This window comes from Mycolicibacterium helvum (genome assembly GCF_010731895.1).
Lineage (GTDB): Bacteria > Actinomycetota > Actinomycetes > Mycobacteriales > Mycobacteriaceae > Mycobacterium > Mycobacterium helvum.
Map to the genome: position 1 here is coordinate 4,830,952 of NZ_AP022596.1, position 24,880 is coordinate 4,855,831.

25 protein-coding genes and 1 pseudogene are annotated in these 24,880 nt (G+C 67.0%); 13 read left to right on the forward strand and 13 right to left on the reverse strand.

Going from position 1 to position 24,880, the window contains the following annotated elements:
* The first annotated feature begins 47 nt into the window (after positions 1 to 47).
* The 5 genes from G6N38_RS22720 (at position 48) to hflX (ending at position 4,974) form a co-directional block, all read left to right on the forward strand.
* Positions 48 to 971, forward strand: coding sequence for a DMT family transporter (locus tag G6N38_RS22720; RefSeq protein WP_163750246.1), 924 nt, complete (start codon positions 48 to 50; stop codon positions 969 to 971).
* 20 nt (positions 972 to 991) lie between these two features.
* Positions 992 to 1,714: a class III extradiol ring-cleavage dioxygenase family protein gene (locus G6N38_RS22725; RefSeq protein WP_163750247.1), complete on the forward strand. Its 723-nt coding sequence runs from the start codon at positions 992 to 994 to the stop codon at positions 1,712 to 1,714.
* Entirely contained in the window at positions 1,711 to 2,625 is a 915-nt protein-coding gene (gene miaA / locus G6N38_RS22730) for a tRNA (adenosine(37)-N6)-dimethylallyltransferase MiaA (protein WP_163750248.1), read from the forward strand. Before G6N38_RS22725 ends, miaA begins: the two co-directional genes overlap by 4 nt.
* A 4-nt stretch (positions 2,626 to 2,629) precedes the next feature.
* Positions 2,630 to 3,499, forward strand: coding sequence for a diaminopimelate epimerase (gene dapF / locus G6N38_RS22735; RefSeq protein WP_163750249.1), 870 nt, complete (start codon positions 2,630 to 2,632; stop codon positions 3,497 to 3,499).
* 74 nt (positions 3,500 to 3,573) lie between these two features.
* Complete coding sequence (gene hflX, locus G6N38_RS22740) at positions 3,574 to 4,974, forward strand: GTPase HflX (RefSeq protein WP_163750250.1); 1,401 nt, start codon at positions 3,574 to 3,576, stop codon at positions 4,972 to 4,974.
* A 50-nt stretch (positions 4,975 to 5,024) separates the two neighbouring features.
* On the opposite strand, the gene G6N38_RS22745 is transcribed toward hflX, so the two are convergent.
* Complete coding sequence (locus G6N38_RS22745; protein ID WP_163750251.1) at positions 5,025 to 7,307, reverse strand: molybdopterin guanine dinucleotide-containing S/N-oxide reductase; 2,283 nt, start codon at positions 7,305 to 7,307, stop codon at positions 5,025 to 5,027.
* Between the two features lie 104 nt (positions 7,308 to 7,411).
* On the opposite strand from G6N38_RS22745, the gene G6N38_RS22750 reads away from it, so the two are divergent.
* Both G6N38_RS22750 and G6N38_RS22755 read left to right on the forward strand, forming a co-directional pair.
* Positions 7,412 to 8,596, forward strand: coding sequence for an acyl-CoA dehydrogenase family protein (locus G6N38_RS22750; protein WP_163750252.1), 1,185 nt, complete (start codon positions 7,412 to 7,414; stop codon positions 8,594 to 8,596).
* 249 nt (positions 8,597 to 8,845) lie between these two features.
* On the forward strand, positions 8,846 to 10,984 hold the full coding sequence (locus G6N38_RS22755) for an LGFP repeat-containing protein (RefSeq protein ID WP_163750253.1): 2,139 nt from the start codon (positions 8,846 to 8,848) through the stop codon (positions 10,982 to 10,984).
* An 81-nt stretch (positions 10,985 to 11,065) separates the two neighbouring features.
* Here the strand turns inward: G6N38_RS22755 and lexA are convergent, their stop codons facing one another.
* Positions 11,066 to 11,734, reverse strand: coding sequence for a transcriptional repressor LexA (gene lexA / locus G6N38_RS22760; protein WP_163750254.1), 669 nt, complete (start codon positions 11,732 to 11,734; stop codon positions 11,066 to 11,068).
* Positions 11,735 to 11,965: 231 nt separating this feature from the next.
* Here lexA and G6N38_RS22765 point away from each other — a divergent pair, with 231 nt between their 5' ends.
* Positions 11,966 to 12,460 (forward strand): LysM peptidoglycan-binding domain-containing protein, encoded by a 495-nt coding sequence (locus tag G6N38_RS22765; RefSeq protein WP_163750255.1) that lies wholly within the window; start codon positions 11,966 to 11,968, stop codon positions 12,458 to 12,460.
* 163 nt (positions 12,461 to 12,623) lie between these two features.
* Positions 12,624 to 13,088, forward strand: a complete 465-nt coding sequence (gene nrdR, locus G6N38_RS22770) for a transcriptional regulator NrdR (protein ID WP_163750256.1) — start codon at positions 12,624 to 12,626, stop codon at positions 13,086 to 13,088.
* Positions 13,089 to 13,095: 7 nt separating this feature from the next.
* Here nrdR and G6N38_RS22775 read toward each other — a convergent pair whose 3' ends face one another.
* Genes G6N38_RS22775 through G6N38_RS22785 form a run of 3 tightly spaced genes read right to left on the reverse strand, consistent with a single transcriptional unit; the run spans position 13,096 to position 15,852 of the window.
* Complete coding sequence (locus G6N38_RS22775) at positions 13,096 to 13,782, reverse strand: PhzF family protein (RefSeq protein WP_163750257.1); 687 nt, start codon at positions 13,780 to 13,782, stop codon at positions 13,096 to 13,098.
* 38 nt (positions 13,783 to 13,820) lie between these two features.
* Positions 13,821 to 14,843, reverse strand: a complete 1,023-nt coding sequence (locus tag G6N38_RS22780; protein WP_163750258.1) for an alpha/beta fold hydrolase — start codon at positions 14,841 to 14,843, stop codon at positions 13,821 to 13,823.
* A 34-nt stretch (positions 14,844 to 14,877) separates the two neighbouring features.
* Positions 14,878 to 15,852: a proteasome assembly chaperone family protein gene (locus G6N38_RS22785; protein WP_163750259.1), complete on the reverse strand. Its 975-nt coding sequence runs from the start codon at positions 15,850 to 15,852 to the stop codon at positions 14,878 to 14,880.
* Positions 15,853 to 16,041: 189 nt separating this feature from the next.
* On the opposite strand from G6N38_RS22785, the gene G6N38_RS22790 reads away from it, so the two are divergent.
* Positions 16,042 to 16,827 carry a trypsin-like serine peptidase gene (locus G6N38_RS22790; protein WP_163750260.1) on the forward strand — a complete coding sequence of 262 codons (786 nt, stop codon included), beginning with the start codon at positions 16,042 to 16,044 and terminating at the stop codon, positions 16,825 to 16,827.
* A 1-nt stretch (position 16,828) separates the two neighbouring features.
* On the opposite strand, the gene sthA is transcribed toward G6N38_RS22790, so the two are convergent.
* Complete coding sequence (gene sthA / locus G6N38_RS22795) at positions 16,829 to 18,241, reverse strand: Si-specific NAD(P)(+) transhydrogenase (protein WP_163750261.1); 1,413 nt, start codon at positions 18,239 to 18,241, stop codon at positions 16,829 to 16,831.
* Between the two features lie 180 nt (positions 18,242 to 18,421).
* On the opposite strand from sthA, the gene G6N38_RS22800 reads away from it, so the two are divergent.
* A complete protein-coding gene (locus G6N38_RS22800) occupies positions 18,422 to 19,480 on the forward strand; it encodes a DUF4192 domain-containing protein (protein WP_163750262.1) in 1,059 nt (352 codons plus the stop codon).
* A 7-nt stretch (positions 19,481 to 19,487) separates the two neighbouring features.
* On the opposite strand, the gene G6N38_RS22805 is transcribed toward G6N38_RS22800, so the two are convergent.
* The 3 genes from G6N38_RS22805 to G6N38_RS22815 all read right to left on the reverse strand — a co-directional run bounded on the left by G6N38_RS22805 (position 19,488) and on the right by G6N38_RS22815 (position 21,822).
* Entirely contained in the window at positions 19,488 to 20,177 is a 690-nt protein-coding gene (locus tag G6N38_RS22805; protein WP_163750263.1) for an iron-dependent transcriptional repressor DtxR, read from the reverse strand.
* A gap of 123 nt (positions 20,178 to 20,300) precedes the next feature.
* On the reverse strand, positions 20,301 to 21,260 hold the full coding sequence (locus tag G6N38_RS22810) for a sigma-70 family RNA polymerase sigma factor (protein ID WP_163750264.1): 960 nt from the start codon (positions 21,258 to 21,260) through the stop codon (positions 20,301 to 20,303).
* A gap of 148 nt (positions 21,261 to 21,408) precedes the next feature.
* A complete protein-coding gene (locus G6N38_RS22815; protein ID WP_163750265.1) occupies positions 21,409 to 21,822 on the reverse strand; it encodes a DUF3099 domain-containing protein in 414 nt (137 codons plus the stop codon).
* 59 nt (positions 21,823 to 21,881) lie between these two features.
* On the opposite strand from G6N38_RS22815, the gene G6N38_RS22820 reads away from it, so the two are divergent.
* Entirely contained in the window at positions 21,882 to 22,121 is a 240-nt protein-coding gene (locus G6N38_RS22820) for a DUF3039 domain-containing protein (protein WP_197748097.1), read from the forward strand.
* Here G6N38_RS22820 and G6N38_RS22825 read toward each other — a convergent pair.
* A complete protein-coding gene (locus G6N38_RS22825; protein WP_163750267.1) occupies positions 22,108 to 23,091 on the reverse strand; it encodes a YihY/virulence factor BrkB family protein in 984 nt (327 codons plus the stop codon). The two genes, G6N38_RS22820 and G6N38_RS22825, sit on opposite strands and share 14 nt — an antisense overlap.
* Before the next feature lie 60 nt (positions 23,092 to 23,151).
* Positions 23,152 to 23,343, reverse strand: a complete 192-nt coding sequence (locus tag G6N38_RS22830) for a DUF7455 domain-containing protein (RefSeq protein WP_108059338.1) — start codon at positions 23,341 to 23,343, stop codon at positions 23,152 to 23,154.
* 163 nt (positions 23,344 to 23,506) lie between these two features.
* Here G6N38_RS22830 and G6N38_RS22835 point away from each other — a divergent pair, with 163 nt between their 5' ends.
* On the forward strand, positions 23,507 to 23,872 hold the full coding sequence (locus tag G6N38_RS22835; protein ID WP_163750268.1) for a DUF952 domain-containing protein: 366 nt from the start codon (positions 23,507 to 23,509) through the stop codon (positions 23,870 to 23,872).
* Here G6N38_RS22835 and G6N38_RS22840 read toward each other — a convergent pair.
* Both G6N38_RS22840 and G6N38_RS22845 read right to left on the reverse strand, forming a co-directional pair.
* Positions 23,848 to 23,937: pseudogene (locus G6N38_RS22840) on the reverse strand (RidA family protein); the annotation flags it as partial. The gene G6N38_RS22835 and the pseudogene G6N38_RS22840 overlap by 25 nt on opposite strands.
* The gene (locus tag G6N38_RS22845; RefSeq protein WP_163750269.1) at positions 23,936 to 24,808 is read right to left on the reverse strand and encodes a heparin lyase I family protein; all 873 of its coding nucleotides are present in this window, start codon (positions 24,806 to 24,808) and stop codon (positions 23,936 to 23,938) included. The gene G6N38_RS22845 and the pseudogene G6N38_RS22840, both read right to left, overlap by 2 nt.
* Positions 24,809 to 24,880: the final 72 nt, after the last annotated feature.

The window sequence follows — 24,880 nt, forward strand, 5'->3', positions numbered from 1 at the left end:
GCGATCGGCGGGCAGGCTGGCGGCTTCGAGGGCGGAGGAGATCGGTCATGGCAAGGGCGGATATCGCAGTCCTGCTTGCGTTGTGCGCCGCGTTCTTCATCGCGATCGGTGACGTGATTCAGCAGCGATCGACGCACGAAGTCACCGACGAACAGCTGAGCCCGATCGAGTTGTTCACCCGGTTACTGCGTGACAAGACGTGGTGGGTGGGCAGCGTGGCCGGTGGCGCGGGGTTCGGATTCCAGGCCGCCGCGCTCGGATTCGGTTCCGTGCTCTTGGTCCAGGCCCTGCTGGTCACCTCGCTGCTGTTCGCCCTGCCGCTGAGCGCCTACTTCGCACACCGGCGGGTCAGCCGCTCGCAGTGGCTGTGGGCAGTGCTGCTGGCGGCGTCGGTGGCGGTGATCGTGACTGTCGGCAATCCCACCGAGGGGCATTCCCGCGCTGGCCTCGAACTGTGGATCTGGGTGGCCGCGATCATGGGTCCGGCACTGGTCGGGTGTGTGGTCGGGGCGAAGATTCTGGGTGGCAGGCAGGCGGGAAGCGACCCGAAAAATGGCCGGGCAAAGCCGGCGGCCGCGGTGCTGCTGGCGCTGGTCTCCGGATCGCTGTGGGGGTTGTTCGCGGTGCTTACCAAGGGCGTCGTCGGCCGTCTCGACCACGGCCTGGAGGCGGTGCTGGTCAGCCCGGAGCTGTACGCGTGGGCGCTGGTGGCGGTGGGCGCCACCATGTGGCAGCAATCCTCGTTCCGGGCCGGGTCGATGGCGGCGTCGTTGCCGACGATGACGGTCACCGAACCGGTGGTCGGCTCGATCCTGGGCATCTTCGTGCTCGGCGAGACACTGAGGCCCGGCGACGCCGGCTGGTTCCTGCTGATCGTTGCGTTCGCGGCGATGGTTCTCGCGACGGCCGCGCTGGCGCGCGGGGAGGTCGCCGACAAGGATGCGCCCGCCACCGAGAGTGTGCCCGGCTGACGGCCACTACCGTGTGTGGCGTGCTGTCCGCCATCGCTCTGACTCCCTCAGCACCTGTCCTGGTGCCGGAGCTGGCCGGTGCGGCGGCAGCCGAGGTCGCCGAATTCCGCGCCGCGGCACTGGCTGCGGTCGCCGAGCTCCCGGATCGCTGGATCGCCATCGGCGTTGGCCCGGATGACCAGGTCATCGGCCCCGACACCCGCGGAACATTCGCCGGCTACGGGGTGGACGTTCCCGTCGCGTTGTCCCCGGACGCGGGTCCGGCAGTCAGTGCGTTGCCACTGTGCGCACTGTTCACCGGGTGGTTGCGAGGGCGGGCCAACCCGTCGGCCCACGCGCAAGTCCGGGTGTACCGCGCCGACCATGACGCTGACACGGCGGTGGCGTTGGGCCGGGCGCTGCGCGCCGAAATCGACGCCGCCGGCGACCCGATCGGTGTCCTGGTGGTGGCTGACGGCGCCAACACGCTCACCCCACCCGCCCCCGGTGGATACGACCCGGACGCGGTGCCGGTCCAGGCCGCGCTCGACGATGCACTGGCCAGCGGCGATGCCGCCGCCCTGACCCGGCTGCCCGGCGGCATCGTCGGCCGGGTCGGCTACCAGGTGCTGGCCGGGCTCACCGAACCCGCGCCGCGGGCGGCCAGGGAGCTGGTGCGGGGCGCGCCGTACGGGGTGGGGTACTTCGTCGGGCTTTGGGTTCCGGAGGGCAGGAGCGCAGCGACCCGGGAATTGACCGAGTGAGACCGATAGCGGTCATTGGTCCGACCGGCACCGGCAAGTCGGCGCTCGCCCTGGATGTGGCCGAGCGACTCGGCGGCGAGATCGTGAATGCCGACGCCATGCAGCAATACCGCGGTATGGACATCGGCACCGCCAAGCTCACGGCCGCCGAGCGTCGCGGCATCCCACACCACCAGCTCGATGTGCTCGACGTCGCCGCGACCGCGACCGTCGCGCGCTACCAGGAGGCCGCCGCTGCCGACGTCGAGGCCATCGCGGCCCGCGGTGCGCCGCCGGTGATCGTGGGCGGCTCGATGCTCTACGTCCAGTCCCTGCTCGACGAATGGGCCTTCCCGGCCACCGACCCCGACGTGCGGGCCCGGTGGGAAGAACAGCTCGCCGAGATCGGGGTGGCCGCGTTGCACGCCGAGCTGGGTCGCCGTGACCCGGCCGCAGCGGCGGCGATCCTGGCCACCGACGGCCGCCGGATCGTGCGCGCGCTGGAGGTGGTCGAGCTGACCGGCCAGCCGTTCGCCGCCTCGGCGCCCCGTATCGGGGCACCCCGCTGGGACACGCTGATCATCGGATTAGATTGGCCGACAAGTATTCTCGATGAGCGACTGGCGCAGCGCACCGACGCGATGTTCGATACCGGGCTGGTCGACGAGGTGCGCGGGCTGCTGGACTGCGGGCTTCGCCAGGGCGTGACTGCCGCCCGCGCTCTTGGCTATGCCCAGGTGATTGCCGCGCTGGATGCCGATGGCACCGACGAGCAGCTGGGGCAGGCTCGCGACCTCACCTTCATCGGGACCCGGCGCTACGTGCGCCGGCAGCGGTCGTGGTTTCGCCGTGACCACCGCATCCACTGGCTCGACGGTGCGGCCGGCGGCCTGGCCGACGAGGTGATCACCCGGTGGCGGCACGTATCCTGATCAGGTGATCTTCACCAAGGGGCATGGCACGGAGAACGACTTTGTGCTGTTGCCCGACCTGGACGCGCAGCTGGAGCTGGCACCCGCCGCGGTGAGCGCGCTGTGCGACCGGCGCCGGGGTCTGGGCGCCGACGGCGTCTTGCGGGTCACCACCGCCGGTGCGGTCGTCGCCGCCGGTGTGCTGGACCGGCTGCCCGAAGGTGTCGCCGCCGGTGACTGGTACATGGACTACCGCAATGCCGACGGTTCGGTCGCTCAGATGTGCGGCAACGGCGTGCGGGTGTTCGCGCATTACCTGCGGGCCAGCGGACTGGAGAAGAGCGACGAGTTCGTGGTCGGCTCGCTGGCCGGGCCGCGACCGGTCGTCGTGCACCACGCTGATGCGCTCGAGGCCGAGGTCACCGTGGACATGGGCAAGGTCAACCTGCTCGGAACCGGGACCGCCACCGTCGGCGGCCGGCATTTCACCGGTGTCGGCGTCGACGTCGGCAACCCGCACCTGGCCTGCCTGGATCCCGGCCTGTCCGAGGCGACGCTGGCCGCTCTCGATGTGGCCGCGCCCGTGCAGTTCGACCACGGACAATTCCCCGACGGCGTCAATGTCGAAGTGCTGACCATCGCCGGTGACGGCGCGGTGAGCATGAGGGTGCACGAGCGCGGTGTCGGCGAGACCCGCTCCTGCGGCACCGGGACGGTCGCGGCCGCGGTCGCCGCGCTGGCGCATCTCAACATGACGACCGGCACGCTGCGGGTGCGCATTCCCGGTGGGGAGGTCACCGTCGAAGTGAGCCACACCAGCAGCTCCCTGCGGGGTCCGTCGTGCCTGGTGGCCCATGGCGAGGTGGCCGACGCATGGTGGGCGGCACAACTCTGACGGCACGTTAATGGGATGCACGACGTTGGACACCCGTGACACCATCGATTACTGCCTATGAGACTTAACCGCCTATGACGAAATCTGACTTTCCCGACCCGAGCGTCGGCGAACTCGCGCTCGAGGACCGTGCGGCCCTCAAGCGTGTCGCCGGGCTATCCACTGAACTCACCGACGTCTCCGAGGTCGAGTACCGCCAGCTGCGCCTCGAGCGGGTCGTCCTGGTGGGGGTGTGGACCGAGGGCAGCGCCGCCGACTCCGAAGCCAGCCTCGCCGAGCTGGCCGCGCTGGCCGAGACCGCAGGCTCCGAGGTCCTCGAAGGACTGATCCAGCGCCGTGACAAGCCCGATCCGTCCACCTATATCGGCTCGGGCAAAGCCCAAGAGCTGCGCCAGGTCGTGATCGCGACCGGCGCCGACACCGTGATCTGCGACGGCGAACTCAGCCCCGCCCAGCTCAACGCGCTGGAAAAGGTGGTCAAGGTCAAGGTTATCGACCGGACCGCACTGATCCTGGACATCTTCGCCCAGCACGCCACCAGCAGGGAAGGCAAGGCTCAGGTGGCGTACGCGCAGATGGAATACATGCTGCCGCGGCTGCGTGGCTGGGGTGAATCGATGTCGCGGCAAGGCGGTGGTGCAGGCGGCAGCGGCGGTGGCGTGGGTACTCGCGGCCCGGGTGAGACCAAGATCGAGACCGACCGGCGCCGAATCCGCGAGCGAATGTCGAAGTTGCGCCGCGAGATCAAAGACATGAAGCAGATCCGCGACACCCAACGCAGCCGCCGGTTGCACAGCGATATGGCGTCCGTCGCGATCGTCGGCTACACCAACGCCGGCAAGTCCAGCCTGCTCAACGCGCTGACCGGCGCCGGTGTGCTGGTGCAGAATGCGCTGTTCGCCACGCTCGAACCGACCACGCGCCGTGGCGAATTCGACGACGGTCGGCCGTTTGTCCTCACCGACACCGTGGGATTCGTCCGGCACCTGCCCACCCAGCTGATCGAGGCGTTCCGTTCCACCCTGGAAGAGGTCGTCGACGCCGATCTGCTGGTGCACGTCGTCGACGGATCAGACAGCAATCCGCTGGCCCAGATCGAGGCGGTGCGTCAGGTCATCCGCGAGGTGCAAAACGACCACCACGCGCCCCCGGCGCCGGAACTATTGGTGGTCAACAAGATTGACGCCGCCAATGACTTGACCCTCGCCCAGCTGCGAAAGGCGCTGCCGGGAGCGGTCTTCGTCTCGGCGCACACCGGCGAGGGCCTCCCACGTCTGCGTGCCCGGCTCGGCGAGCTGGTCGAACCGCGGGAGATCACCGTCGACGTGACGATCCCGTACGAGCGTGGTGATCTGGTGGCCCGACTGCACAGCGACGGACACGTCGACGCCGTCGAGCACACCGAGGCGGGGACCCGCCTCAAAGCACGGGTGCCCGCGGCGCTGGCGGCGATCCTGCGCCAGTACAGCAGTTAGGCGGCGGCCGAGGGCCCGCCGTCGAACGTGCGACAAACCTGAGAAAACGGCTATCGAATTACCGGCGGTTCATGCGCCCGCACCGGCGGCAGCGGGCCGTCGAACTTCTCGATTTGAACCAGGACGGCGGCACCGGTGCAGCCGCGGGCCAGCGACGAGGTGCCGACATCGTCGGTCAGTACGTTCGGATTACCGTGCACGCACATCGAATCCGGGTCAGTCGGGTCCAGCGGGTCGTACCAGGCACCCGTCGACAACTGCACCACCCGGGGGCGCAGCGCCTCGTCGACGACAACCCCAGCCAAGCAGGATCCGCGGTCGTTGAACACCCGCACCACGTCACCACCGACCAGGCCGCGCTGCGCGGCATCGCTGGGATGGATCCGGAGCGGTTCGCGCCCTTGGATTTTCGCATCCTGACTCACCGCGCCTCCGTCGAGCTGGCTGTGCAGCCGGGTGGCGGGCTGGTTGGCGAGCAGGTGCAGCGGGAAGCGTTCGGCGCGCGGCCCGCCGAGCCATTCGACGGGGTCGTACCAACGCGGGTGGCCCGCGCAGTCGGGATAGCCGAACCCGTCGACGTCGGAGGAGAAGATCTCGATCCTGCCGCTCGGGGTGGCCAGCGGATGCGCGTGCGGGTCGGCGCGGAAGTCGGCCAGCAGGGTCAGTCCGGATTCGACCGGAAGCGCCAGGAATCCGTCGGCCCAGAACTGGTCGAAATCGGGGACAGCGAAATCGACTTCAGCCGACCACGTTTCATAGAGGTGCTCCAGCCACTGCCGCGCTGTACGGCCTTCGGTGAACTGTTCGCCGAAGCCCAATCGGTCGGCCAGCGCGGCAAAGGTCGCGTAGTCGTCCCGGGACTGCGCATATGGACGTGCCAGGGCCGGCATCGCCACCAGCTGCGGATCGTTGCGCGACCCGGAGTAGTCGTCCCGTTCGAACGCCGTGGTGGAGGGGACGACGATATCGGCGTGCCGGGCCATGGGCGTCCAGTACGGATCGTGCACGACGACAGTGTCGACCCGGGCCAGCGCTCGACGCAGCCGGGGCAAATTCTGGTGGTGGTGGAAGGGATTGCCGCCGGCCCAGTACACGCACTTGATATCGGGGTAGGTCAGCGTGCGCCCGTTGTAGGTGAACGTCTCGCCGGGGTGCAGGAGCATGTCGCTGATCGCCGCCACCGGGATGAAGGTCCGCACCGGGTTGATGCCCTGTGGCAGCGAGGGCAGCCGAACCCGCACCGGTGGCAGCCCGGGTTCGTTCATCGATCCGTAGCCGTGGCCGAAACCGCCTCCAGGGAGCCCGATTTGGCCCAGCATAGCCGCCAGGGTCAACCCCATCCACGGGGCTTGCTCGCCATGGCGCAGCCGCTGTAACGACCAGCTCACGGTGACGATTGTGCGCTGCGCGGCCATCGTCGTCGCCAACTCGGTCAGCACCGCGGCCTCGACGCCGCAGATGCCTGAGGCCCACTGCGGAGACTTCGGCTGGCCGTCGTCGGCGCCGAGCAGATAGCGCTCGAACTGCTCGTAACCGGTGCAGTAGGTGTCCAGGAACTCCCGGTCGGCGAGGTTCTCAGTGGCTAGGACGTAGGCCAGCGCCAGCATGATCGCCACGTCGGTGCCGGGAATGGCGGGCAGCCAGCGGCAGTCGCCCTCGACGTCGCTGCGCAGCGGGCTTATCGAGACGATGCGACCGCCCTTGGCGCGGAAGCGCTGCAGCGCGCCGCGGGCTGGGTGACCAGTGGTACCGCCGTGGTTGATGCCGGTGTTCTTCAGGTTCACCCCACCGAAGCAGACCAGCAGGTCGGTGTGCTCGACGATGACGTTCCAGTCCGTCGATCGCTTGAACAGGTCGTCGTGCGTGCCGACCACCCGCGGCATGATCACGCCGGTGGCGCCGAGGCTGTAGGAATGTCGCGAAAAGGTATACCCGCCAAGAAGTTTCAGAAAACGGTGCACCTGGCTCTGGGCGTGGTGGAAGCGGCCGGCGCTAGCCCAGCCGTAGGAGCCGCCGTAGATCGCTTCGTTGCCATGAGTGTCGACCACCCGGCGCAGCTCGGTGGCCAGCAGATCGGCGAGTTCGTCCCAGTCCACGGCGACGAACTCGTCGGCCCCCCGTGCGGTACTGGGGCCGGGTCCGTCGCGCAGCCACCCGCGGCGGATGGCGGGCGTGGCGATCCGGGACCGGTGACGCAGGGAGCCTGGGATGTTGCCGAGCAGGGGAGAGGGGTCGGCGTCGCCGGGAATGGGGGCGACCGTGGTGATCTCGCCGTCGGCCACCGTCGCGCTGAAGGCACCCCAGTGCGTGAGGCTGGTGGGGGCATCGGGCATGGCAGAAGTTTATGTGCCGGCCGGCGGCGCAGGCCCCTAGGCGACCAACCATCCGGTTGGTCTATCCTCGTCGCAACAACTCGAGCGCTGTCCGGAAGGGAACCATGGCCCTGAAATCGAGCCCAGATAAGAACTCCGTCGTCAAGTACGAGCGGACCCTGTTCGAGCCCGAACATGACCTGTTCCGCGAGTCATACCGGGCCTTCCTCGATCGGCACGTCGCGCCATTCCACGAGGAGTGGGAGAAGGACAAGATCGTCGACCGCGGGGTCTGGCTCGAGGCCGGTAAGCAGGGCTTTCTCGGCACGGCCGTGCCGGAGGAGTACGGCGGTGGGGGCAACCCGGACTTCCGCTACAACGTCATCCTGACCGAGGAGACCGCGGCCGGGCGATACAGCGGGCTCGGGTTCGGCCTGCACAACGACATCATCGCCCCGTATCTGCTGCATCTGGCCACCGAGGAGCAGAAGCAGCGCTGGCTGCCCAAGTTCTGCAGCGGCGAGTACATCACCGCCATCGCGATGACCGAACCCGGCACCGGCAGCGACCTGCAGGGCATCAAGACCCGGGCGGTGAAAGAGGGCGACCACTACATCCTCAACGGCTCCAAGACGTTCATCACCAATGGCATCAACGCCGACCTGGTGATCGTGGTCGCCCAGACCGACCCCGAGAAGGGTGCGCAAGGCTTCTCGCTGCTGGTCGTCGAGCGCGGCATGGAGGGCTTCGAGCGCGGCCGGCACCTCGACAAGATCGGCCTGGACGCCCAGGACACCGCCGAGCTGTCGTTCACCGACACCCATGTTCCCGCCGAGAACCTCCTCGGCGAGGAGGGCATGGGCTTCATCTACCTGATGCAGAACCTGCCGCAGGAGCGCCTCAACATCGCGGTGATGGCGGCCGCGGCGATGGAGAGTGTGCTCGAGGAGACCCTGCAATACGCCAAGGAACGCAAGGCGTTCGGCAAGCCGATCGGCAGCCAGCAGAACAGCCGCTTCCTGTTGGCCGAACTGTCTACCGAAGCCACCGCGGTACGCATCATGGTCGACGAGTTCATCCGGCTGCACCTGGATGGAAAACTCTCCGCCGAGCAGGCGTCGATGGCGAAGTGGTATTCCACCGAGAAGCAGGTGTATCTCGTCGACCGCTGCTTGCAATTGCACGGCGGCTACGGCTATATGCGCGAATATCCGGTCGCGCGCTCCTTCCTGGACGCGCGGGTTCAGACGATTTATGGCGGGACGACCGAAATCATGAAGGAAATCATCGGCCGCAGCCTGGGTGTCTAGCCCACCCCATTGGAATTGCCTGGGCGCCTCGCCCAAACTATTGGGATGACCTGGGGTTTCTAGTAACCTTGGTCCGCTATGTACGACCCGGTGATCCGAATGGCTTGGCTTTGTGCTCGACTTTTCCGGAGTTTTACGCCTTACCTACGTGCGGCTTATCTAGGGAAACGCCGCGTGTCGTGAAGTGCTGACGCACAGTTGACACGGAGGATAGGGGAAGCATCTTGACCGAAACTGCGGGGAGAGTGCATGACCTGGCTTGGAAGTCGTCTCAGTAGAGGCGTCGGGCGGATGGCGCTCGCCGTCATCGCGACGGCTACAGCGGCTCTGCTGTTCGCGCCCGGGGCGATCGCAACCCCCGACAGTGATGCAAGTGATGCCATCGATCAGGCCTGGCAGGCCGCCGGTGGCGACGGTTCTCCGGTGGGCACCAAAGACGGCGACGTCTACGCGGTCGGCGACGGGTTCGCCCAGAACTTCAGCGGCGGCAAGATCTTCTTCACCCCGGCCACCGGTGCGCACCTTCTCTTCGGACCGATCCTGGACAAGTACCAGTCGCTTGGTGGCCCGGCCGACAGCGACCTCGGCTTCCCCACGATTGACGAAGTGGCCGGCTTGGTTGGTCCGGACAGTCGCGTCAGCACATTCAGTGCCAGTGACAAACCGGCGATCTTCTGGACGCCCGACACCGGCGCGCGAGTGGTGCGCGGTGCGATCAACGCGGCGTGGGACAAGCTCGGCGGCTCGGCCGGCACGATGGGCGTGCCCACCGGCGACGAGACTTTCGACGGCTCCGTGGTGAACCAGAAATTCACCGGCGGTGAGATCTCCTACGACAACAGCGCCAAGACGTTCACCACGGTGCCTCCCGAACTGGCGAGCAACCTGGTCGGTATCGAGGTCCCGACTGACCCGACAACGGCGATCAACGAGGCGTGGCGTGCCGCCGGCGGGCTCTCGGGCCCGCTCGGTGCCCGGCAGGGCGCCCAAAGTCCGGTCGGCACCGATGGTGCTGTGCAGGACTATGCCGGTGGCAAGATCTTCTACTCACCGGCGACCGGCGCACACGCCGTGACGGGCGCGATCCTCACGAAGTACGAGGCGCAGGGCGGACCGACCGGTGATCTCGGCCTGCCGACCGGAACCGAGGCCGACGGGGGTGCCCCGAACAGTCGGGTCAGCGCATTCAGCGCCGCTGACAAGCCGGTGATCTTCTGGACACCCGACAATGGCGCCATCGTGGTGCGTGGCGCGATCAACGCCGCGTGGTCGAAGCTGGGCGGGGCCGGCGGAAAGCTCGGCGTGCCGACCGGCGAGCAAAGTGCCAACGGCGACACCGTGACCCAGAAGTTCAGCGGTGGCGAGATCTCCTGGAACAAGGCGGCCAATAGGTTCACCACCCAACCACCGGAGCTGGCCGGCGAGCTGGCTGGGGTGCAGGTACCCAACGCAACCGGGCCGCAGGCGGGCCCGGCAGCACCGACTTCCGGCAAGGGCTTCACCTGGCACTGGTGGTGGCTGTTGATCGCCATTCCGGCGCTGCTGCTGGTGGCGGTGATCGCGCTGGGCTTGCTCTGGCTGCAGCGCCGTCGCAGCGCCGACATCGAGGTCGACGACGACTTCCATGACTCGGAATACGACGACGATGACGATCACTGGCCCGGCGATGACGCCGGTCCCGCAGGTGTGTCTCCTACCAGCCGCTTTGCGACATATCCCGATGGTGGCCGCGTGCAGGTCGCTCAGGCACCTGGGTTCGCCTGGGCGCAGCCGGGCGGCGAGGACAAGTCGCAACCCGGGCCCGAGGACGTGTTCGACGGTGACCAGGACTCCATCGACACCACGCCGACTCGCATTCCCCCCGAGCTGGTGGATCCCGACGAGACGGATGAAGCCGAGGTGCCCGTCGAGCACGAGTATGCCGAGGTCGAAGAGATCGAAGAGATCGAAGAGATCGAAGACGACGACCAGGCCACCGACTCAGGGCGCCATGCCGTGGTGAATCTTGGCGAGTCGCAGTCCATGTGGCGGCTCGATATGGGTGAGCTCGGTAAGCCGCGGGGGCGGCGCCGCGCTGCTGAGCCCGCGGAGTATGCCGGGGCCGAGATCGTCGAGCCGGAGGACGCCGCCGACGAGGCTCAACCGATCACCGAGCCGGCCGAGGTCCTGCAGTCCGACGTGCCGGCTGGGGCTGCCTCGTCGCGCCCGGCAATCCACCTTCCTCTGTCGGATCCGTATCAGGCACCCGAGGGTTACGTGATCAAGGCCAACACCCATTCGGGGCTCTACTACACCCCGGAGTCGGCCCTCTACGACCACACCGTGCCCGAAGTATGGTTCGCCAGTGAGGAACTCGCTCAGGCGAACGGCTTCATCAAGGCGGAATAGGGGCCTTGCCCCCTGGGTCCGGCTCAGCAGGGGCCTCGCCCCTGGATCGGGCCCAGGGGATTTGGCCCCTGGGTATCGGGGCTAGATCTTGCGGATCACGGTGACGACCTTGCCCAGGATGGCGGCGTCGTTACCGGGAATCGGGTCGAATGCCGGGTTGTGCGGCATCAGCCAGACCTGGCCACTGGTGCGTTTGAACGTCTTCACGGTCGCTTCGCCGTCGATCATCGCCGCGACGATATCGCCGTTGTCGGCCACGTTCTGCTGGCGGATCACCACCCAGTCGCCGTCGCAGATCGCGGCATCAACCATGGACTCGCCGACGACCTTGAGCAGGAACAGCGAGCCCTCGCCGACCAGTTCACGCGGCAGTGGGAAGACGTCCTCGACGGCCTGCTCGGCCAGGATCGGGCCGCCGGCCGCGATCCGGCCCAGCACCGGTACGAACGTCGGTTCGGGCAGGGCGTCCGAGCCGGTGACCTCGGTGCGCACCGGTGTCGCATCGTCGGAGCCACGCACATCCACGGCGCGCGGCCGGTTGGCGTCACGGCGCAGGTAGCCCTTGCGCTCGAGGGTGCGCAGCTGGTGTGCCACTGATGACGTCGATGTGAGGCCGACGGCGTCACCAATCTCGCGGATGCTCGGGGGATAGCCGCGGGTGGTGACCGAGGCGCGGATCACTTCGAGGATGGTTCGCTGCCGCTCGGTCAGTCCGGAGGCGGCACCTGCTGTCTCACTGCGGTCGCTCATGGGCCCGAATCTAGTCGTGCGAGCATTGATAATCAAACACTTGTTCGACCGTGGCGTGTCGCGCTGGAAGATCGCGCTGGTGACCAGCCGAATCGCGACATATCAAAACTTGTCGGTGGCCGGATTTAATCTTCAGACACGCTCGCTCACATGTTCGTATTTCGAACGCATGATCGAGTACAGTTCGAACACAAGAGCGAACAGTGGGCGTCTTGGAGGAAGGAAGCAGACGTGACAGTCATCGATGATCGGCAGGCTTTCCCATCGGCACCGGTACGACCGATGCGCCCCCGGGCAGCGGTCAGGCCCGTCGCACCCGTTCGCGGCCGTCCCGCCGGCCCCCGCGCCCGCCGGCCGTACCCGGCGCGCCCGGCCACCGCGCCGATGCACTACCCCGGTACCGGGGTCAGCTTCTCGCGCGCGCCGCACACACGCCGGCCGGTGAGCACCGCCGTCACCATCGCGCTGGCCGCGGTGGCCGCGCTCATCACCCTCTGGCTAGGGCTGGTGGGTCATCTCAGTGGCACTCCGATGGCCGCCACCGACCAGTTGCCGGATCAGCTCGCCGTGGTCCAGGTCCAGGCGGGGGAAACACTGCAGCAGCTCGCGGGCCGGGTGGCCCCAGATGCGCCAGCCGGGCAGGTCATGCAGCGCATCCGCGACCTCAACAAGCTCGATTCGGCCTCGTTGGATGCCGGGCAGACCCTGATCGCGCCCATCGGCTGACCCGCGGGGCGTCATGGCTGGCCAAAACGTGTGCCGGACAAGCGGCCTCGATGGCGGGGGTCTCGCTCGTCCGAGTTTCCGGGACGTGGCCGCTCGACGGACGGCGCAGGTAGGCTCTGGGTGGCTCGAACCATCGAGCTGCATCGGAGGCGAAGGAGCGGTCATGCATTGTCCGTTCTGTCGCCATCCCGACTCCCGGGTGGTCGACTCCCGAGAGGCTGACGAGGGCCAGGCCATCCGGCGGCGCCGGTCCTGCCCGGAATGCGGTCGACGGTTCACCACTGTGGAGACCGCCGTGCTGGCGGTCGTCAAACGCAGTGGAGTCACCGAGCCGTTCAGCCGGGAGAAAGTGATCAGCGGGGTGCGCCGGGCGTGCCAGGGTCGCGACGTCGATGACGATGCGCTCAATCTGCTGGCCCAGCAGGTCGAGGACACTGTGCGGGCGGCCGGTTCCCCCGAGATCCCCAGCCACGAGGTGGGCCTGGCCATACTCGGCCCACTGCGCGAACTTGACGAGGTCGCCTACCTGCGCTTTGCATCGGTCTATCGCTCGTTCAGCTCCGCTGAGGACTTCGAGCGCGAGATCGAGGCGCTGCGCGCCCACCGCGCGGTCGGTACCTCCGGCTGAGCCGTCGTCAGCCCAGCTGCCGCACGCCGTCGCTGACCACGCGACCAGCGACCAGCACCCATCCTTCGGCATTCCACGTTGTATAGATCTGCGATCCCTTGCCCTGGGTGATCGTCAGGTCTCGGCTCAGATAGTCGGTAATCCGCGCCGCCGCGGAGCCGGTCGCCTCGTCCTCGACGACGCCGAGGTCGTGGGCGAACATCCGCGAGCGAATGTGCCCGCCGTCGCGATCGAGCCAGGTCCACACATAGTGCTCGACATCGTCGGGGTAGTCGCCCGGCTCGGTGGCCAGCAGGTCGTCCACCGAATCAAGCTCGTGAACGGCGAACTCCGGTGACCATTCCGCCCGCGCCCGCACCGTGGTGAAGGCGTCGTCGTAGCTGATCTGCACGATCCCGGCCGGGACCTGCAGGGTGCGGATGGGGGTGCCGCGTTCGGCCAGCCACCAGGCCGCGCCCACGGTGGGGTGTCCGGCGAACGGCAGCTCGGTGGCCGGGGTGAAGATACGAGCGTGCGCGGTGGTCGACCCCTCGTCCGGCAGGTCGATGAATATCGTTTCGCTGTAACCCAATTCGGTGGCGATGCGCTGCCGCTCGGCGGCGGGCACGGTCGATGCGTCGACCACCCCGAGCGGATTGCCGAAATTGCCGCACTCGTCAGTGAATACCCGCAACACGGTAACGTCGACAGTCATATTTCGACTCTACGATGCCCGTTAGGGGGTAGAGCGCGTCAGGTAGCGCTGCGCTCGTCGGTGCCCATCGCGTCGAGCACCGCCACCCGGGTGTCGAGCGTGCCGGTGACCGAACGCTCCGACAGTCCGGTGCGTAACAGATCGCGCAGCGAGTCCTGGTCGTACTCGGCGGGTGCCGTGGAGTCGATGAACCGCTCGACGACCTCCACGAAGCGGTCGGGGTCGTCGTGGAACGGGAAGTGTCCGGATCGGCCGAAGATCTCCAGCCGTGAGCCCGGCATGGCGGCGTGGGCCATGCGGGCATGGCTGACCGGGATGACCGCATCCTGGTCACCCCAAATAAGTTGTACGGGAACAGATTCAGTCAAATAACATCGATCGAGCATGGTCACCACCTGCCCGCGCCAATCCACCACCGAGCGCAACGTGCGGGTGAACGCCGACGACGCGGTCGGCTCAGGCAGATCGGTCAGGATGCGCAGGGCATCGGGCAGGTCGCGGCCCAGGCCCGTCGAGCCGAAGAGGGTACCCAGTGCCCGCCCCGTGACCTGCAGGGCCGGCAGTACCAGCGGCAGCCGAAGCAGGGCCAGTGCCTCGCCGCCCAGCGGTAGCGAGGCGGCTCGCAGAGCGATGTTCACGTCTTTGGTCACTCCACCGGCGCCGATCAGGATCAGCCGCTCGACCAACTGCGGAAACTGGTAGGCGAATTGCATCGCCACACCGCCGCCGAGCGAATGACCGACCACCGTGACCTTGTCGAGGTCGAGGACGCTGAGCAGATCGCGCATGCCGTTGGCGTACGCGGCCACCGAATAGTCCGCCCGCGGCTTGTCTGACTGGCCGTGCCCCAGCAGGTCCGGGGCGATGACGGTGAAACGCTGGGCGAGCTTGCTGTGCACCGAATGCCACGTCGTCGAGTTGTCGCCGATCCCGTGGATCAGCAGCAGCGTCGGACCCGACCCGGCGACTCGGAACGCCCGCCGATAACCGTGAATAGTCCGGAAATGCAGCGTGGGCGTCACATCCCGCACGGGCTGCAGATTGGGCTTTCGCTGCGTCATTGGCAACCCCGTCGTTGGTGCGGTGGACCTCGCGTTAGGTGTCCCCGTTGTCGGTGAACCCGTCTTTGAAGTCGTCGGCGTGCTGGGCCAGGAAGCGCTCGAATTCCGCACCCAGTTCGTCACCGCTGGGAAGATCCTCATCGCGTGCCAGGAGCGACCGGTTCTCTTGAGCGGCAACGAAAGCATCGTACTGGCGCTCCAGTGCGCTCACCACTTGAGACACCTCAGGTGAGGCCTCTACCTGCTCGTCGATCTTGGCGCGGATACCCTCGCCCGCATCGGTCAACGCCCGCAACGGCACCTGCAGCGAAGTCAGCTTGGCCACCTGCTCCAGCAGCGCTTCGGCAGCCGCCGGGAAGTCGGTCTGGGCCAGATAGTGCGGCACGTGGACGGTGAACCCGACGACTTCGTGGCCGTGCTGGGCCATCCGGTATTCCAGCAGGTTGGACACGCTGCCGGGGACCTGTACCTCGCCCACCCAGGGGGTGAACTCGGTGATCAGCTCGCGGTTATTCGAGTGCGCCGTCAGCGTCACCGGGCGAGTGTGGGGGACTGCCATCGGGATCGTGCCCAGTCCGATGGTCTGGCGCACCCCGAGCCGCTCGGCCAGCAGCCGCACGGCCGTCACGAACCGCTCCCATTTCAGGTCCGGCTCCAGGCCAGCGAGCAGCAGAAACGGCGTGCCGAGGCTGTCGCGCAGGGCGTACAGGTTCAGCTGCGGATCGTCGTAGTCGGTGAAATGGTCGGTCTTGAACGTCATCAGCGGGCGACGGGACCGATAGTCCAGCAGGTCGTCGATCGCGAATGAGGCCACGAGCTCCGTGTCGAGCTTGCTCTTCAGGTGTTCGGCGGCCAGGCGAATAGCGTGGCCGGCATCGGAGAACCCTTCGAGAGCATGGATCATCACCGGTCCACGCCCGTCAGGGGCGGACAGTTGGGGCGCCGGAAACTCCAGTTCATACATTCCGGTCTGCTCAGGTTGGTACTGCTGTCCTTGCTCGTCAGTCATCGTCTCCGCCTCCTCGCGGTGCCCGGGCACGGTGTCGTGCCCTTGTACCGTGACAACCAGTGTCTCTTAGATTCGGGCCTGCGCTATCGATAGCGCCTGTGTTGCCTAACGCAGGGGCTGTGCCCGTCGTTCCCCGATGGCTGTGAACTCGACGGGTCCGCAGCTCCCGCATCAGGCATGATCGTGCAGATGCGGACGGTTTCGGCGGCGCTGAACCTGGTGGTGGTCACGGTGCTGGTGGCAGGCTGCCACGCGTCGTCCGAACTGCCGGTCAAGGCTGCCGAGGTCGCCGTCGCGCGGTCGGTGACCACGAGTGCCCGGCCGGTGACACCCCAGCCAGCGGTGGGGGCGCTGTTCCTTGGCGGCAGCGATTCCCACACGTGCACCGCGTCGGTGGTCCACTCCACGGCCCAGAATTTGATCCTGACCGCCGCGCACTGCCTGACCGCGGGCGTCCCGGTCACCTTCGTACCGGCGTTCGACGACAAGGCTGCGCCCGATGACGTGTGGACCGTCGACGCCGTCTACCTCGATCCTCGCTGGCTCGCCTCCCAGGACCCCAAGGCCGACTACGCCTTCGCGCGGGTCAGTCGCGTCGCGGGCGGGGCTGTCGAATCGGTCGCCGGTCAGGCGCTGACGCTGGGCGTGGCCCCCGGCGATCCCGCGCCGGTGACGGTGGTCGGGTACCCATTGGGCGTCGGCGGGCCGCCGCTGGGCTGCGACACGGCAGCGGGCATGGACCAGGGCGGGTACCCGTCGTTGCGTTGTGGCGGGCTGGTCGACGGAACCAGCGGTGGGCCGTGGATCAAGGGCTCGACGGTCGTCGGTGTGATCGGCGGCCGCGACGGTGGCGGCTGCCAGGATGACATCTCCTACTCGCCGCCATTCGACTCAGCGACGTCTGATCTGCTGGTGCGCGCCGAGGCGGGCGGTCCGGGAGACGACGCGCCCGTGGCGCTCGACAGCGAGTGCTGAGCTAGCGGCGGAACTGGTTCAGGGCCCGCAGCTTGTTCATCACGTCCAGCGCTGCGACCTTGTAGGCCTCTGAGAACGTGGGGTAGTTGAAGACGGCGTCGACGAGGTACTCGATCGTCCCCCCGCAGCCCATCACCGCCTGGCCGATGTGCACCAGCTCGGTGGCGGCGGTGCCGAAGATGTGGACGCCCAGCACCTTCAGGTCATCGGTGGACACCAGCAGCTTCAACATGCCGTAGGAGTCACCGGCGATCTGGCCGCGCGCCAGCTCGCGGTAGCGGGACACCCCGACCTCGTAGGGGATCGAATCCTTGGTCAGCTGCTGCTCGGTGGCGCCGACGTAGGACACCTCAGGGATCGAGTAGATGCCGATCGGCTGCAGCTGGGTCATCCCGGCCGTCGGCTCACCGAAGGCGTGGTAGGCGGCCAGTCGGCCTTGTTCCATCGAGGTGGCCGCCAGAGCCGGGAAGCCGATGACGTCACCGACGGCGTAGATGTGGTCGACCTTGGTCTGGAACGTCTTGTCGTCGACATAGATCCGGCCGCGGCTGTCGGCCTCCAGGCCGGCGTTCTCGAGATCGAGGTGGTCGGTCTGGCCCTGCCGGCCGGCCGAGTACATAACGGTCTCAGCCGGAATCTGCTTGCCGCTGGCCAGTGTGGTCACCGTGCCGGCCGAACCGACGTCGACGGCGGTCACTTCCTCGCCGAACCGGAAGGTCACCGCCAGGTCGCGCAGGTGGAAGCGCAGCGCCTCGACGATCTCGGGGTCGCAGAAGTCCAGCATCGTGTCGCGCTTCTCCACGACGGTGACTTTGGTGCCCAGCGCGGCGAACATCGAGGCGTACTCGATGCCGATGACTCCGGCGCCGACCACCACCATCGAGCTGGGGATGTTCTTCAGGTCGAGAATGCCGTCGGAGTCCAGCACCCGGTTCTCGTCGAACTCGATCCCGGCCGGCCGCGCCGGTTTGGTGCCGGTCGCGACGACGACATAGCGGCCGCTGATGGTGAAATGTTCGGCCCTGGTCGGGTCCTCGATCATCAGGGTGTGCTCGTCGAGGAACCGGCCACGGCCCATGTAGAGCTCAACACCGTTGCGCATCAACTGGTTTCGGATCACGTCGACTTCTTTGCCGATCACGTGCTGGGTGCGGGCGAGCAGATCGGCAGGCGTGATCTTGTCCTTGACCCGGTAGCTGGCTCCGTAGAGTTCGCGCTGGCTCATACCGGTCAGGTACAGCACTGCCTCGCGCAGCGTCTTGGACGGGATCGTGCCGGTCTGGACGCAGACGCCGCCGATCATGTGGCCCCGCTCGATGACGGCCACCGACTTGCCCAGCTTGGCCGCGGCGATGGCGGCCTTCTGGCCGCCGGGACCCGAGCCGATGACGACGAGGTCGTATTCCAAACCCATGAGGACAAGGTGTACGCCGGTTTGCCGAATCTTGCATGCCGACGATGTCAATACGACATGAACAATCTGCTCTCTCGCGCATAGTCGCTGATCCCCAGTCTCGACTTCATCCACAGGGCCGGGCTCCCGCGTGCGCGGGCGGCGCGATCTCGACGGTGCTGATTGACAGCGTCACTACCCATGACCACACACAAACCTGACTACCGCTTCACCCGACCCGGCGCGCTGATCGCCGCCCTGCCCGCCGTTCTCGGCTTCGTGCCGGAACAGTCGCTGGTGCTGGTGTCCCTCGAACACGGCGAGATGGGTGCGGTGATGCGCATCGACCTGCCCAAGGCGCTCGACGGCGATCTCAGCCGCCTGGCCGAGCTTGCGTCCGCTTCGGGGGCAGACACGGCGGTCGCGGTGATCGTGGACGCCGAAGGCGCGAGGTGCCCGATGTGCAACCAGGATTATCGCGACCTGTGCGATGAGCTGACGTCGGCGCTGTCGGCCCATGACATGGAGCTCTACGCGGGCCACGTCGTCGACCGGGTCGAGGCAGGCGGGCGCTGGCACTGCGTTGATGGGTGCGGGGCATTCGGTGCGGTGGACGATCCGATGGCATCGCCGTTGGCGGCTGCCGCCGTGCTCGACGGGCGCCGGCTCTATCGGCGCAGGGCCGATCTCCAGGCAGTCATCGCGGTGGCCGACGAAAACCGCAGTGCGGCACTGGTTCCGGTCATCTCCGAACGTGGCGAGACGCGGGAAGCGGACTGGCGCACCGATCCCGACGGCTGCGGCCGGCGGGACGTGGAGGCGGCGATGACGCTGGGCGTCCGGGTATGCGATGGTGAGGAGTTGGACGATGCCGAGCTGGCGGCGTTGGCCTGCGCGCTGACCGATGTCGCGGTCCGCGACACGCTGTATGCCTTGGCCGTCGGCGCCGACGCCGCGCGGGCGGAGGCATTGTGGGCGCTGCTGGCGCGCACGCTTCCTGAGCCGTGGCGAATCGAAGCGCTTGTGCTGCTGGCTTTCTCGGCCTATGCGCGCGGTGACGGCCCGCTGGCGGGGCTATCGCTGGAGGCGGCGTTGCGCACCGACCCCGAGCACCGGATGGCCGGCATGCTCGACACTGCGCTGCAGTCCGGCATGCGACCCGAGCAGATTCGTGAGCTTGCCGGTACGGGGTATCGGCTGGCCAAGCGGCTCGGGGTGCGGCTTCCGCCGCGCCGGTCGTTCGGCCGTCGCGCCGTCTAGTGCCGCACTAGACCTTCTCAACCTTGACGGCGTGGGCCATTTCGTGGGGGAGCTGCACGTTCTCGTGCCCTGCGATCACGATGGTCACGCTGCCGCTCGGGGTGTTCTCGACCTGCACCCGCGCATTGGGCACCACGCCGGCGTCCTTGAGCATGCCGATCAACTCCACGTCACCTTGGACGTGCTCGGTCAGCTGGCGGACCACCACGGCAACAGGGGTGCCGGGCGGGAGCTCGGTGAGCCGCACCAAGTGGGAGTCCTCACGCTGGTTCATATCCAGGCCCAGCAGGGACAGGCCCGGGATGGGGTTGCCGAACGGGGACACCGTGGGGTCGTCGAGAACCTGCACCAGGCGGCGCTCGACGTCCTCGCTCATCACGTGCTCCCACTTGCAAGCCTCGGCGTGCACCTCTTCCCACGGGAGTCCGATGACGTCCACGAGCAGGCGCTCGGCCAGCCGGTGCTTGCGCATCACCGACACGGCCAGTCCGCGGCCCTTGTCGGTGAGCTCGAGGTGTCGGTCGCCGGCCACATGCAACAGGCCGTCGCGCTCCATGCGGGCCACGGTCTGGCTGACCGTCGGACCGCTCTGCTCCAGCCGCTCGGCAATGCGCGCGCGCAGGGGGATTACGCCCTCTTCTTCGAGGTCGTAGATCGTGCGGAGATACATCTCGGTGGTATCGACCAGGTCGTTCATAAGGCACCCTTCTTCGGCCCCGAGTCTACTTGGCGAGCTGGGGAAATGGGTGTGCAACACCATCGCGCCAGAGCAGTGTGCCCGCCGGCATCGCCGACGGGCACACTAAGGGGGTTGCTGAATTTAGCTGGCGTACGACCGCAGCCGGTCAGCCCGATCGCCGTTGCGCAACTTGGACATAACCTCGCGCTCGATCTGGCGGACGCGCTCGCGGGACAGGCCGAACAGCTTGCCGATCTGGTCGAGGGTGCGGGGCTGGCCGTCATCGAGGCCGAACCGCAGCCGGATCACCTGCTGCTCACGCTCATCCAGCGTGGCCAGCACGTGGCGGATGTCGGTGTGCAGAAGCTCGGCGATTACGGCGTTCTCCGCCGACATGGCCTCGGAGTCCTCGATGAAGTCACCCAGCGGGGCCTCTTCGTCACTGCCGACCGGCATGTCGAGGCTGACCGGGTCGCGGCTGTGGGCCAGCAGATCGGCGATCTTCTCTTCCGGGATGCCCGACTCTTCGGCCAGTTCCTCGTCAGTGGCCTCGCGGCCGAGGTTCTGATGCATCTCGCGCTTGATGCGAGCCAGCTTGTTGACCTGCTCCACGAGGTGCACCGGCAGCCGGATGGTGCGGCTCTGGTCGGCCATGCCGCGGGTGATGGCCTGACGGATCCACCAGGTGGCGTAGGTGGAGAACTTGAATCCCTTGGTGTAGTCGAACTTCTCCATCGCCCGGATCAGGCCCAGGTTGCCCTCCTGGATGAGATCCAGCAGTGGCATGCCCCGCCCGGTGTAGCGCTTGGCCAGCGACACCACCAGGCGCAGGTTGGCCTCGAGCAGGTGGCTTCGGGCGGCCTGCCCGTCGCGAACCACGGTTGCCAGATCACGTTTGCGGTTATCGCTGAGCCGCTTGCGGGTCTGGAGCAGATGTGCCGCGAACAAGCCGGCCTCGATGCGCTTGGCCAGTTCGACCTCATCCTCCGCGGTGAGCAGGGCGGTCTTACCGATGCCGTTCAGATACACGCGCACCAGGTCGGCGGCTGGACTCTGGGCGTCCAGATCGCTATCAAATCGGCTGGTGGTGGCATTTGCCATGGTTGGCCTCCTGATCGGCTGCAACTGTCAAACGGTCCAACGTTCGACCGGAGCAAAGAGTTCCCATGGGGCCGCCTTCTCACACCCTCTGACGTGCGGGAATGCCGCGAAGCCCTGAGAATGTCCTGAGAAATGACGACTTAAGCGCTCAGCGGGAACTGTGGTCGGTGCCGTCGGCCGAATGCGGTTGCGCTGCGGAGATCCCGGTGTTGAGCGCGGGAGGTTCGGGGCGCGGGAACAGCTGAGTGCGCCGCGGGGTGTCATTGAACCGGCGCGGCTCCTCGGCACTGCGCGGCGGGCGATCATTGGCGATCAGCACCGCCATCCACGGCAGCGGCAGCGACACCGCGATGATCGCCAGCGAGATCAGCCCGTTGTGCCATAACCCGTAGGCCGCGGCCGCCAGGATCAGTGCCGGGATCCGAAAAGACATGATCGTCAAGTACTTTCGCACCCGCCGGCGGTGCTGCTCCTCATAAGCCGGAGCGGCAGCGGTAATGAGCACGGGTCGACCTTCGTCATCGAACCCCAGCTCACGCTTCATAGCTCCACTGTTCCACATTCTTCGGTCGATATGCAGGTCAGTTTCATCCGGCCGTCCGACCGGGCACAATGTCTTCTATGCAGACTCAGACGATCGAGCGCACCGACACCGACGAACGCGTCGACGACGGCACCGACGATGACACGCCGAAGGTCTTCCACTACGTCAAGAAGGAAAAGATCGCCGAGAGCGCCGTGATGGGCACCCATGTCGTCGCGCTCTGCGGTGAGGTGTTCCCGGTCACTCGCGCGGCCAAACCCGGGTCGCCGGTCTGCCCGGATTGCAAGCGCGTCTACGAGAATCTCAAGAAGGGCTGACCGGGGCCTTATCCTCGGGCTGCGGGTCGGGCACGTCTTCGGCGTCCTTGTCGCCCATCGCCTTCGCCTTGTGCCGCAACCACGTCCGCACCCGGTCGGCGTGCGGGGTCGGGGCCGGCCATTCCTCTTCGATCGCGGCATTGAGTTCGGCGCCGATCATGATCGCGAAGCCGAGAAAGAACGCGAACAGCAGAAACGCGATCGGCGTCGCGAGCGCCCCGTAGGTGTAGCCGGTGCTGGTGATCCAGGTCAGGTAGAACCGCAGTCCCATGGTGGCGACCACGAACACCGCCGTCGCCAGGACCGCACCCCACACCAGACGATGCGTCGGCAGCGGCTTGGGTAGCGACACCCGGTACAGGATGGTCACCGCCAGAACGAGGGCTAGCACCAGAGTGGGGTAGTAGCCGTACTGCAGGACGTTGTCCCAGCTGTCGGGCAGGTATGACGAGATCTTGCGCGGACCGACCGCGACGACGGGCGCCGCGGCGATGACGAACACCAGCATCACCACGTACAGGCCCAACGCGAAGAACCGCTGCCGCACGGGATGGCGCAGCGGCGTCTGATCGTGGGCTTCCACCACCGAGTCGACGAACGCCGAGATGGCCGACGAGCCGGCCCACAGGCTGATCACGAAGCCCACCGAGACCACCTCCCCGCGGGCCCCCTGCACGATGTCGCGGACCGTCGGCTCGATGATCTCGTTCACCACGTTCTTCGAGAAGAAGCTGTCGGCGAAGTTGATCAGCTGGTTCTCGATCGTCGGCAACGTATCGGGCCCGAAGAGCGGCGCGATGTAGGCCAGGCTGCCGAGCACGCCCAGCAGCAGCGGGGGGAGCGACAGCACCGACCAGAAGCCGGCCTGAGCGGACTCGGAGAAGATCGAGTCGTCCCAGCTCTTGGACAACGTCCGTTTCGAGATTCGCCAGATGTGATGGCGTGATGGCTTGGCGGGATGGTCAGTCATGACCAGACCAGCATTCCTGACGACGGCAGTCCTGCCCAGCGACGCGGCCGTGAGTTGTGGTTATGCCTCCGACGCAGCGACTTCGATCACCGCGGCGAGCTCGACAAGCTTGGCCTGGTGCTCGTTGGCGTGGTGCTGGCAGAACAGGAGCTCGGCACCTGAAGGAAGCTTTGCGCGGACCCGAGCGGCCGCACCACAGCGGTCGCAGCGATCAGCCTTGGTCAACTCGGGACTGGTCAGGGTCGCGTTCATCATTGGGCTCCTCCGTAAGGTGCTCAGCGCTCCGGTGACTTGGCGTCACCGTCACGTATCTCCACTGTCTCAGACGTTCTCTGTTTCGGCCTTGTTCCCCGGTGGTTTAACGCTGTGTCGTGTCTCACGCCCTGTGCTGTTGCAGGTGGTGCAGTGTGGTCGTATGTACCCGAATCCGGATCTCCTACTCCACCTCTGCGGACAGCGAGACTGGGACGCAGCCGAGGCCGCCGGGGAACTTTGCCCCGTCTCGCTGACCGAAGTCGGATTCGTCCACCTTTCGACGCCCGAGCAGGTCCACCTGCCCGCCAACCGGCTCTACGCCGGCCGGACCGATTTGGTACTGCTGCACATCGACCCGCGAGCGCTGGACGCGCCCGTGCGTTGGGAACCTGGAGTGCCAACGGATCCCGAGTCGATGCGGTTCCCGCACCTCTACGGTGCGCTGCCGGCCGCCGCCGTGACGAAAATCACCCAGTACGGGCCGGGGCCTGACGGCCGGTTTCAGCCGTTCGAGTCGCCGGCGTAGGCGTCGGCCTCGATCTCCACCAGAAGTCCGGGCTCGATGAGGGCCGTGACCTCGACCCGGCTGTCACAGTGCGCGCGGATCCCATCCGTAGTTCGCGAACGCATCCGTCGTTGTGGCCCACCGGAACGTATCGCTGAACCAGACTCGGGTGGCTTTGTCGTACGCAACGCGGTAGAAGCCTTGTTTCCAGTACAGGCCCGGGTCGCCGCAGTAACCGATCTTGCGGTTCTGGGCGTCTACTAACTTCTGCCCATCGCGCCAAATCTTGGCGTAGCCCGTTCCGGTGCAACCCAACCGCACCTCGATCACGAAGTCGTGCCATTGCTGCTTAGGTAGCGAACCCAGCGTGAACCACTCTGAAGTGGAGCCAGGTGGGTGGTCGGCCCCGTTGAGTTGGCCGCCCCCGAAAAGGCGCATCTTCAGGTTGGCCCCATCCCCGACGAGATTGAGTTGCCAGGGCGATTGCCCAGACCCGCCGGCCACATGTAGCTGGACGAAGTTGTTCCAGTCGCCCGGCGGGCTGGCGAAAGCCGAATCGATGAACAGCCCCCAGGACATCACGATCGTCTGCCCATCGACGAACCCTCCGAGATCGCCCACCCTGGTCACCTCGGCCCGTTCGCCGCTGCCGCCCGTTTCGAACACGTAGTTATCACCGGGCTTCACCTCGATACGCTGCACGATGCCACGCTGACCTGCGGGATCCGCGACATATGAGACGCGATCTGGTGCCTTGACCTGTTCGGCCCAATATGAGTAGCTTTCGGCCCCAGCCGCGATGGAGTCGTAGTCCGTGCGGGTCAACGGCGCTGAGGCGGCCGAAGCCGAAGCGGGATCGACCACCGATGCAGCGACCAGCGCGGCGACCGCCATTGCGGCAACCAGCGTCGACCCGCGGAAGCGACGACGAGGGATGGAACCAATGGACGCGGGCATCTGGCGAACTCTCTTCCGTGCTGGCCGCACGACTACCCGTTCACGAACCTGGTAAACGCAGTTCCAGGCTAG

Excerpts from the sequence above, each read along its gene's own strand:
- G6N38_RS22720 (WP_163750246.1), top strand. The coding sequence starts at position 48 with ATGGCAAGGGCGGATATCGCAGTCCTGCTTGCGTTGTGCGCCGCGTTC.
- hflX (WP_163750250.1), top strand. The coding sequence starts at position 3,574 with ATGACGAAATCTGACTTTCCCGACCCGAGCGTCGGCGAACTCGCGCTC.
- G6N38_RS22745 (WP_163750251.1), bottom strand. The coding sequence starts at position 7,307 with ATGCCCGATGCCCCCACCAGCCTCACGCACTGGGGTGCCTTCAGCGCG.
- G6N38_RS22750 (WP_163750252.1), top strand. The coding sequence starts at position 7,412 with ATGGCCCTGAAATCGAGCCCAGATAAGAACTCCGTCGTCAAGTACGAG.
- G6N38_RS22755 (WP_163750253.1), top strand. The coding sequence starts at position 8,846 with ATGACCTGGCTTGGAAGTCGTCTCAGTAGAGGCGTCGGGCGGATGGCG.
- lexA (WP_163750254.1), bottom strand. The coding sequence starts at position 11,734 with ATGAGCGACCGCAGTGAGACAGCAGGTGCCGCCTCCGGACTGACCGAG.
- nrdR (WP_163750256.1), top strand. The coding sequence starts at position 12,624 with ATGCATTGTCCGTTCTGTCGCCATCCCGACTCCCGGGTGGTCGACTCC.
- G6N38_RS22775 (WP_163750257.1), bottom strand. The coding sequence starts at position 13,782 with ATGACTGTCGACGTTACCGTGTTGCGGGTATTCACTGACGAGTGCGGC.
- G6N38_RS22780 (WP_163750258.1), bottom strand. The coding sequence starts at position 14,843 with ATGACGCAGCGAAAGCCCAATCTGCAGCCCGTGCGGGATGTGACGCCC.
- G6N38_RS22785 (WP_163750259.1), bottom strand. The coding sequence starts at position 15,852 with ATGACTGACGAGCAAGGACAGCAGTACCAACCTGAGCAGACCGGAATG.
- G6N38_RS22790 (WP_163750260.1), top strand. The coding sequence starts at position 16,042 with ATGCGGACGGTTTCGGCGGCGCTGAACCTGGTGGTGGTCACGGTGCTG.
- sthA (WP_163750261.1), bottom strand. The coding sequence starts at position 18,241 with ATGGGTTTGGAATACGACCTCGTCGTCATCGGCTCGGGTCCCGGCGGC.
- G6N38_RS22800 (WP_163750262.1), top strand. The coding sequence starts at position 18,422 with ATGACCACACACAAACCTGACTACCGCTTCACCCGACCCGGCGCGCTG.
- G6N38_RS22805 (WP_163750263.1), bottom strand. The coding sequence starts at position 20,177 with ATGAACGACCTGGTCGATACCACCGAGATGTATCTCCGCACGATCTAC.
- G6N38_RS22810 (WP_163750264.1), bottom strand. The coding sequence starts at position 21,260 with ATGGCAAATGCCACCACCAGCCGATTTGATAGCGATCTGGACGCCCAG.
- G6N38_RS22815 (WP_163750265.1), bottom strand. The coding sequence starts at position 21,822 with ATGTGGAACAGTGGAGCTATGAAGCGTGAGCTGGGGTTCGATGACGAA.
- G6N38_RS22820 (WP_197748097.1), top strand. The coding sequence starts at position 21,882 with ATGCAGACTCAGACGATCGAGCGCACCGACACCGACGAACGCGTCGAC.
- G6N38_RS22825 (WP_163750267.1), bottom strand. The coding sequence starts at position 23,091 with ATGACTGACCATCCCGCCAAGCCATCACGCCATCACATCTGGCGAATC.
- G6N38_RS22830 (WP_108059338.1), bottom strand. The coding sequence starts at position 23,343 with ATGAACGCGACCCTGACCAGTCCCGAGTTGACCAAGGCTGATCGCTGC.
- G6N38_RS22835 (WP_163750268.1), top strand. The coding sequence starts at position 23,507 with ATGTACCCGAATCCGGATCTCCTACTCCACCTCTGCGGACAGCGAGAC.
- G6N38_RS22845 (WP_163750269.1), bottom strand. The coding sequence starts at position 24,808 with ATGCCCGCGTCCATTGGTTCCATCCCTCGTCGTCGCTTCCGCGGGTCG.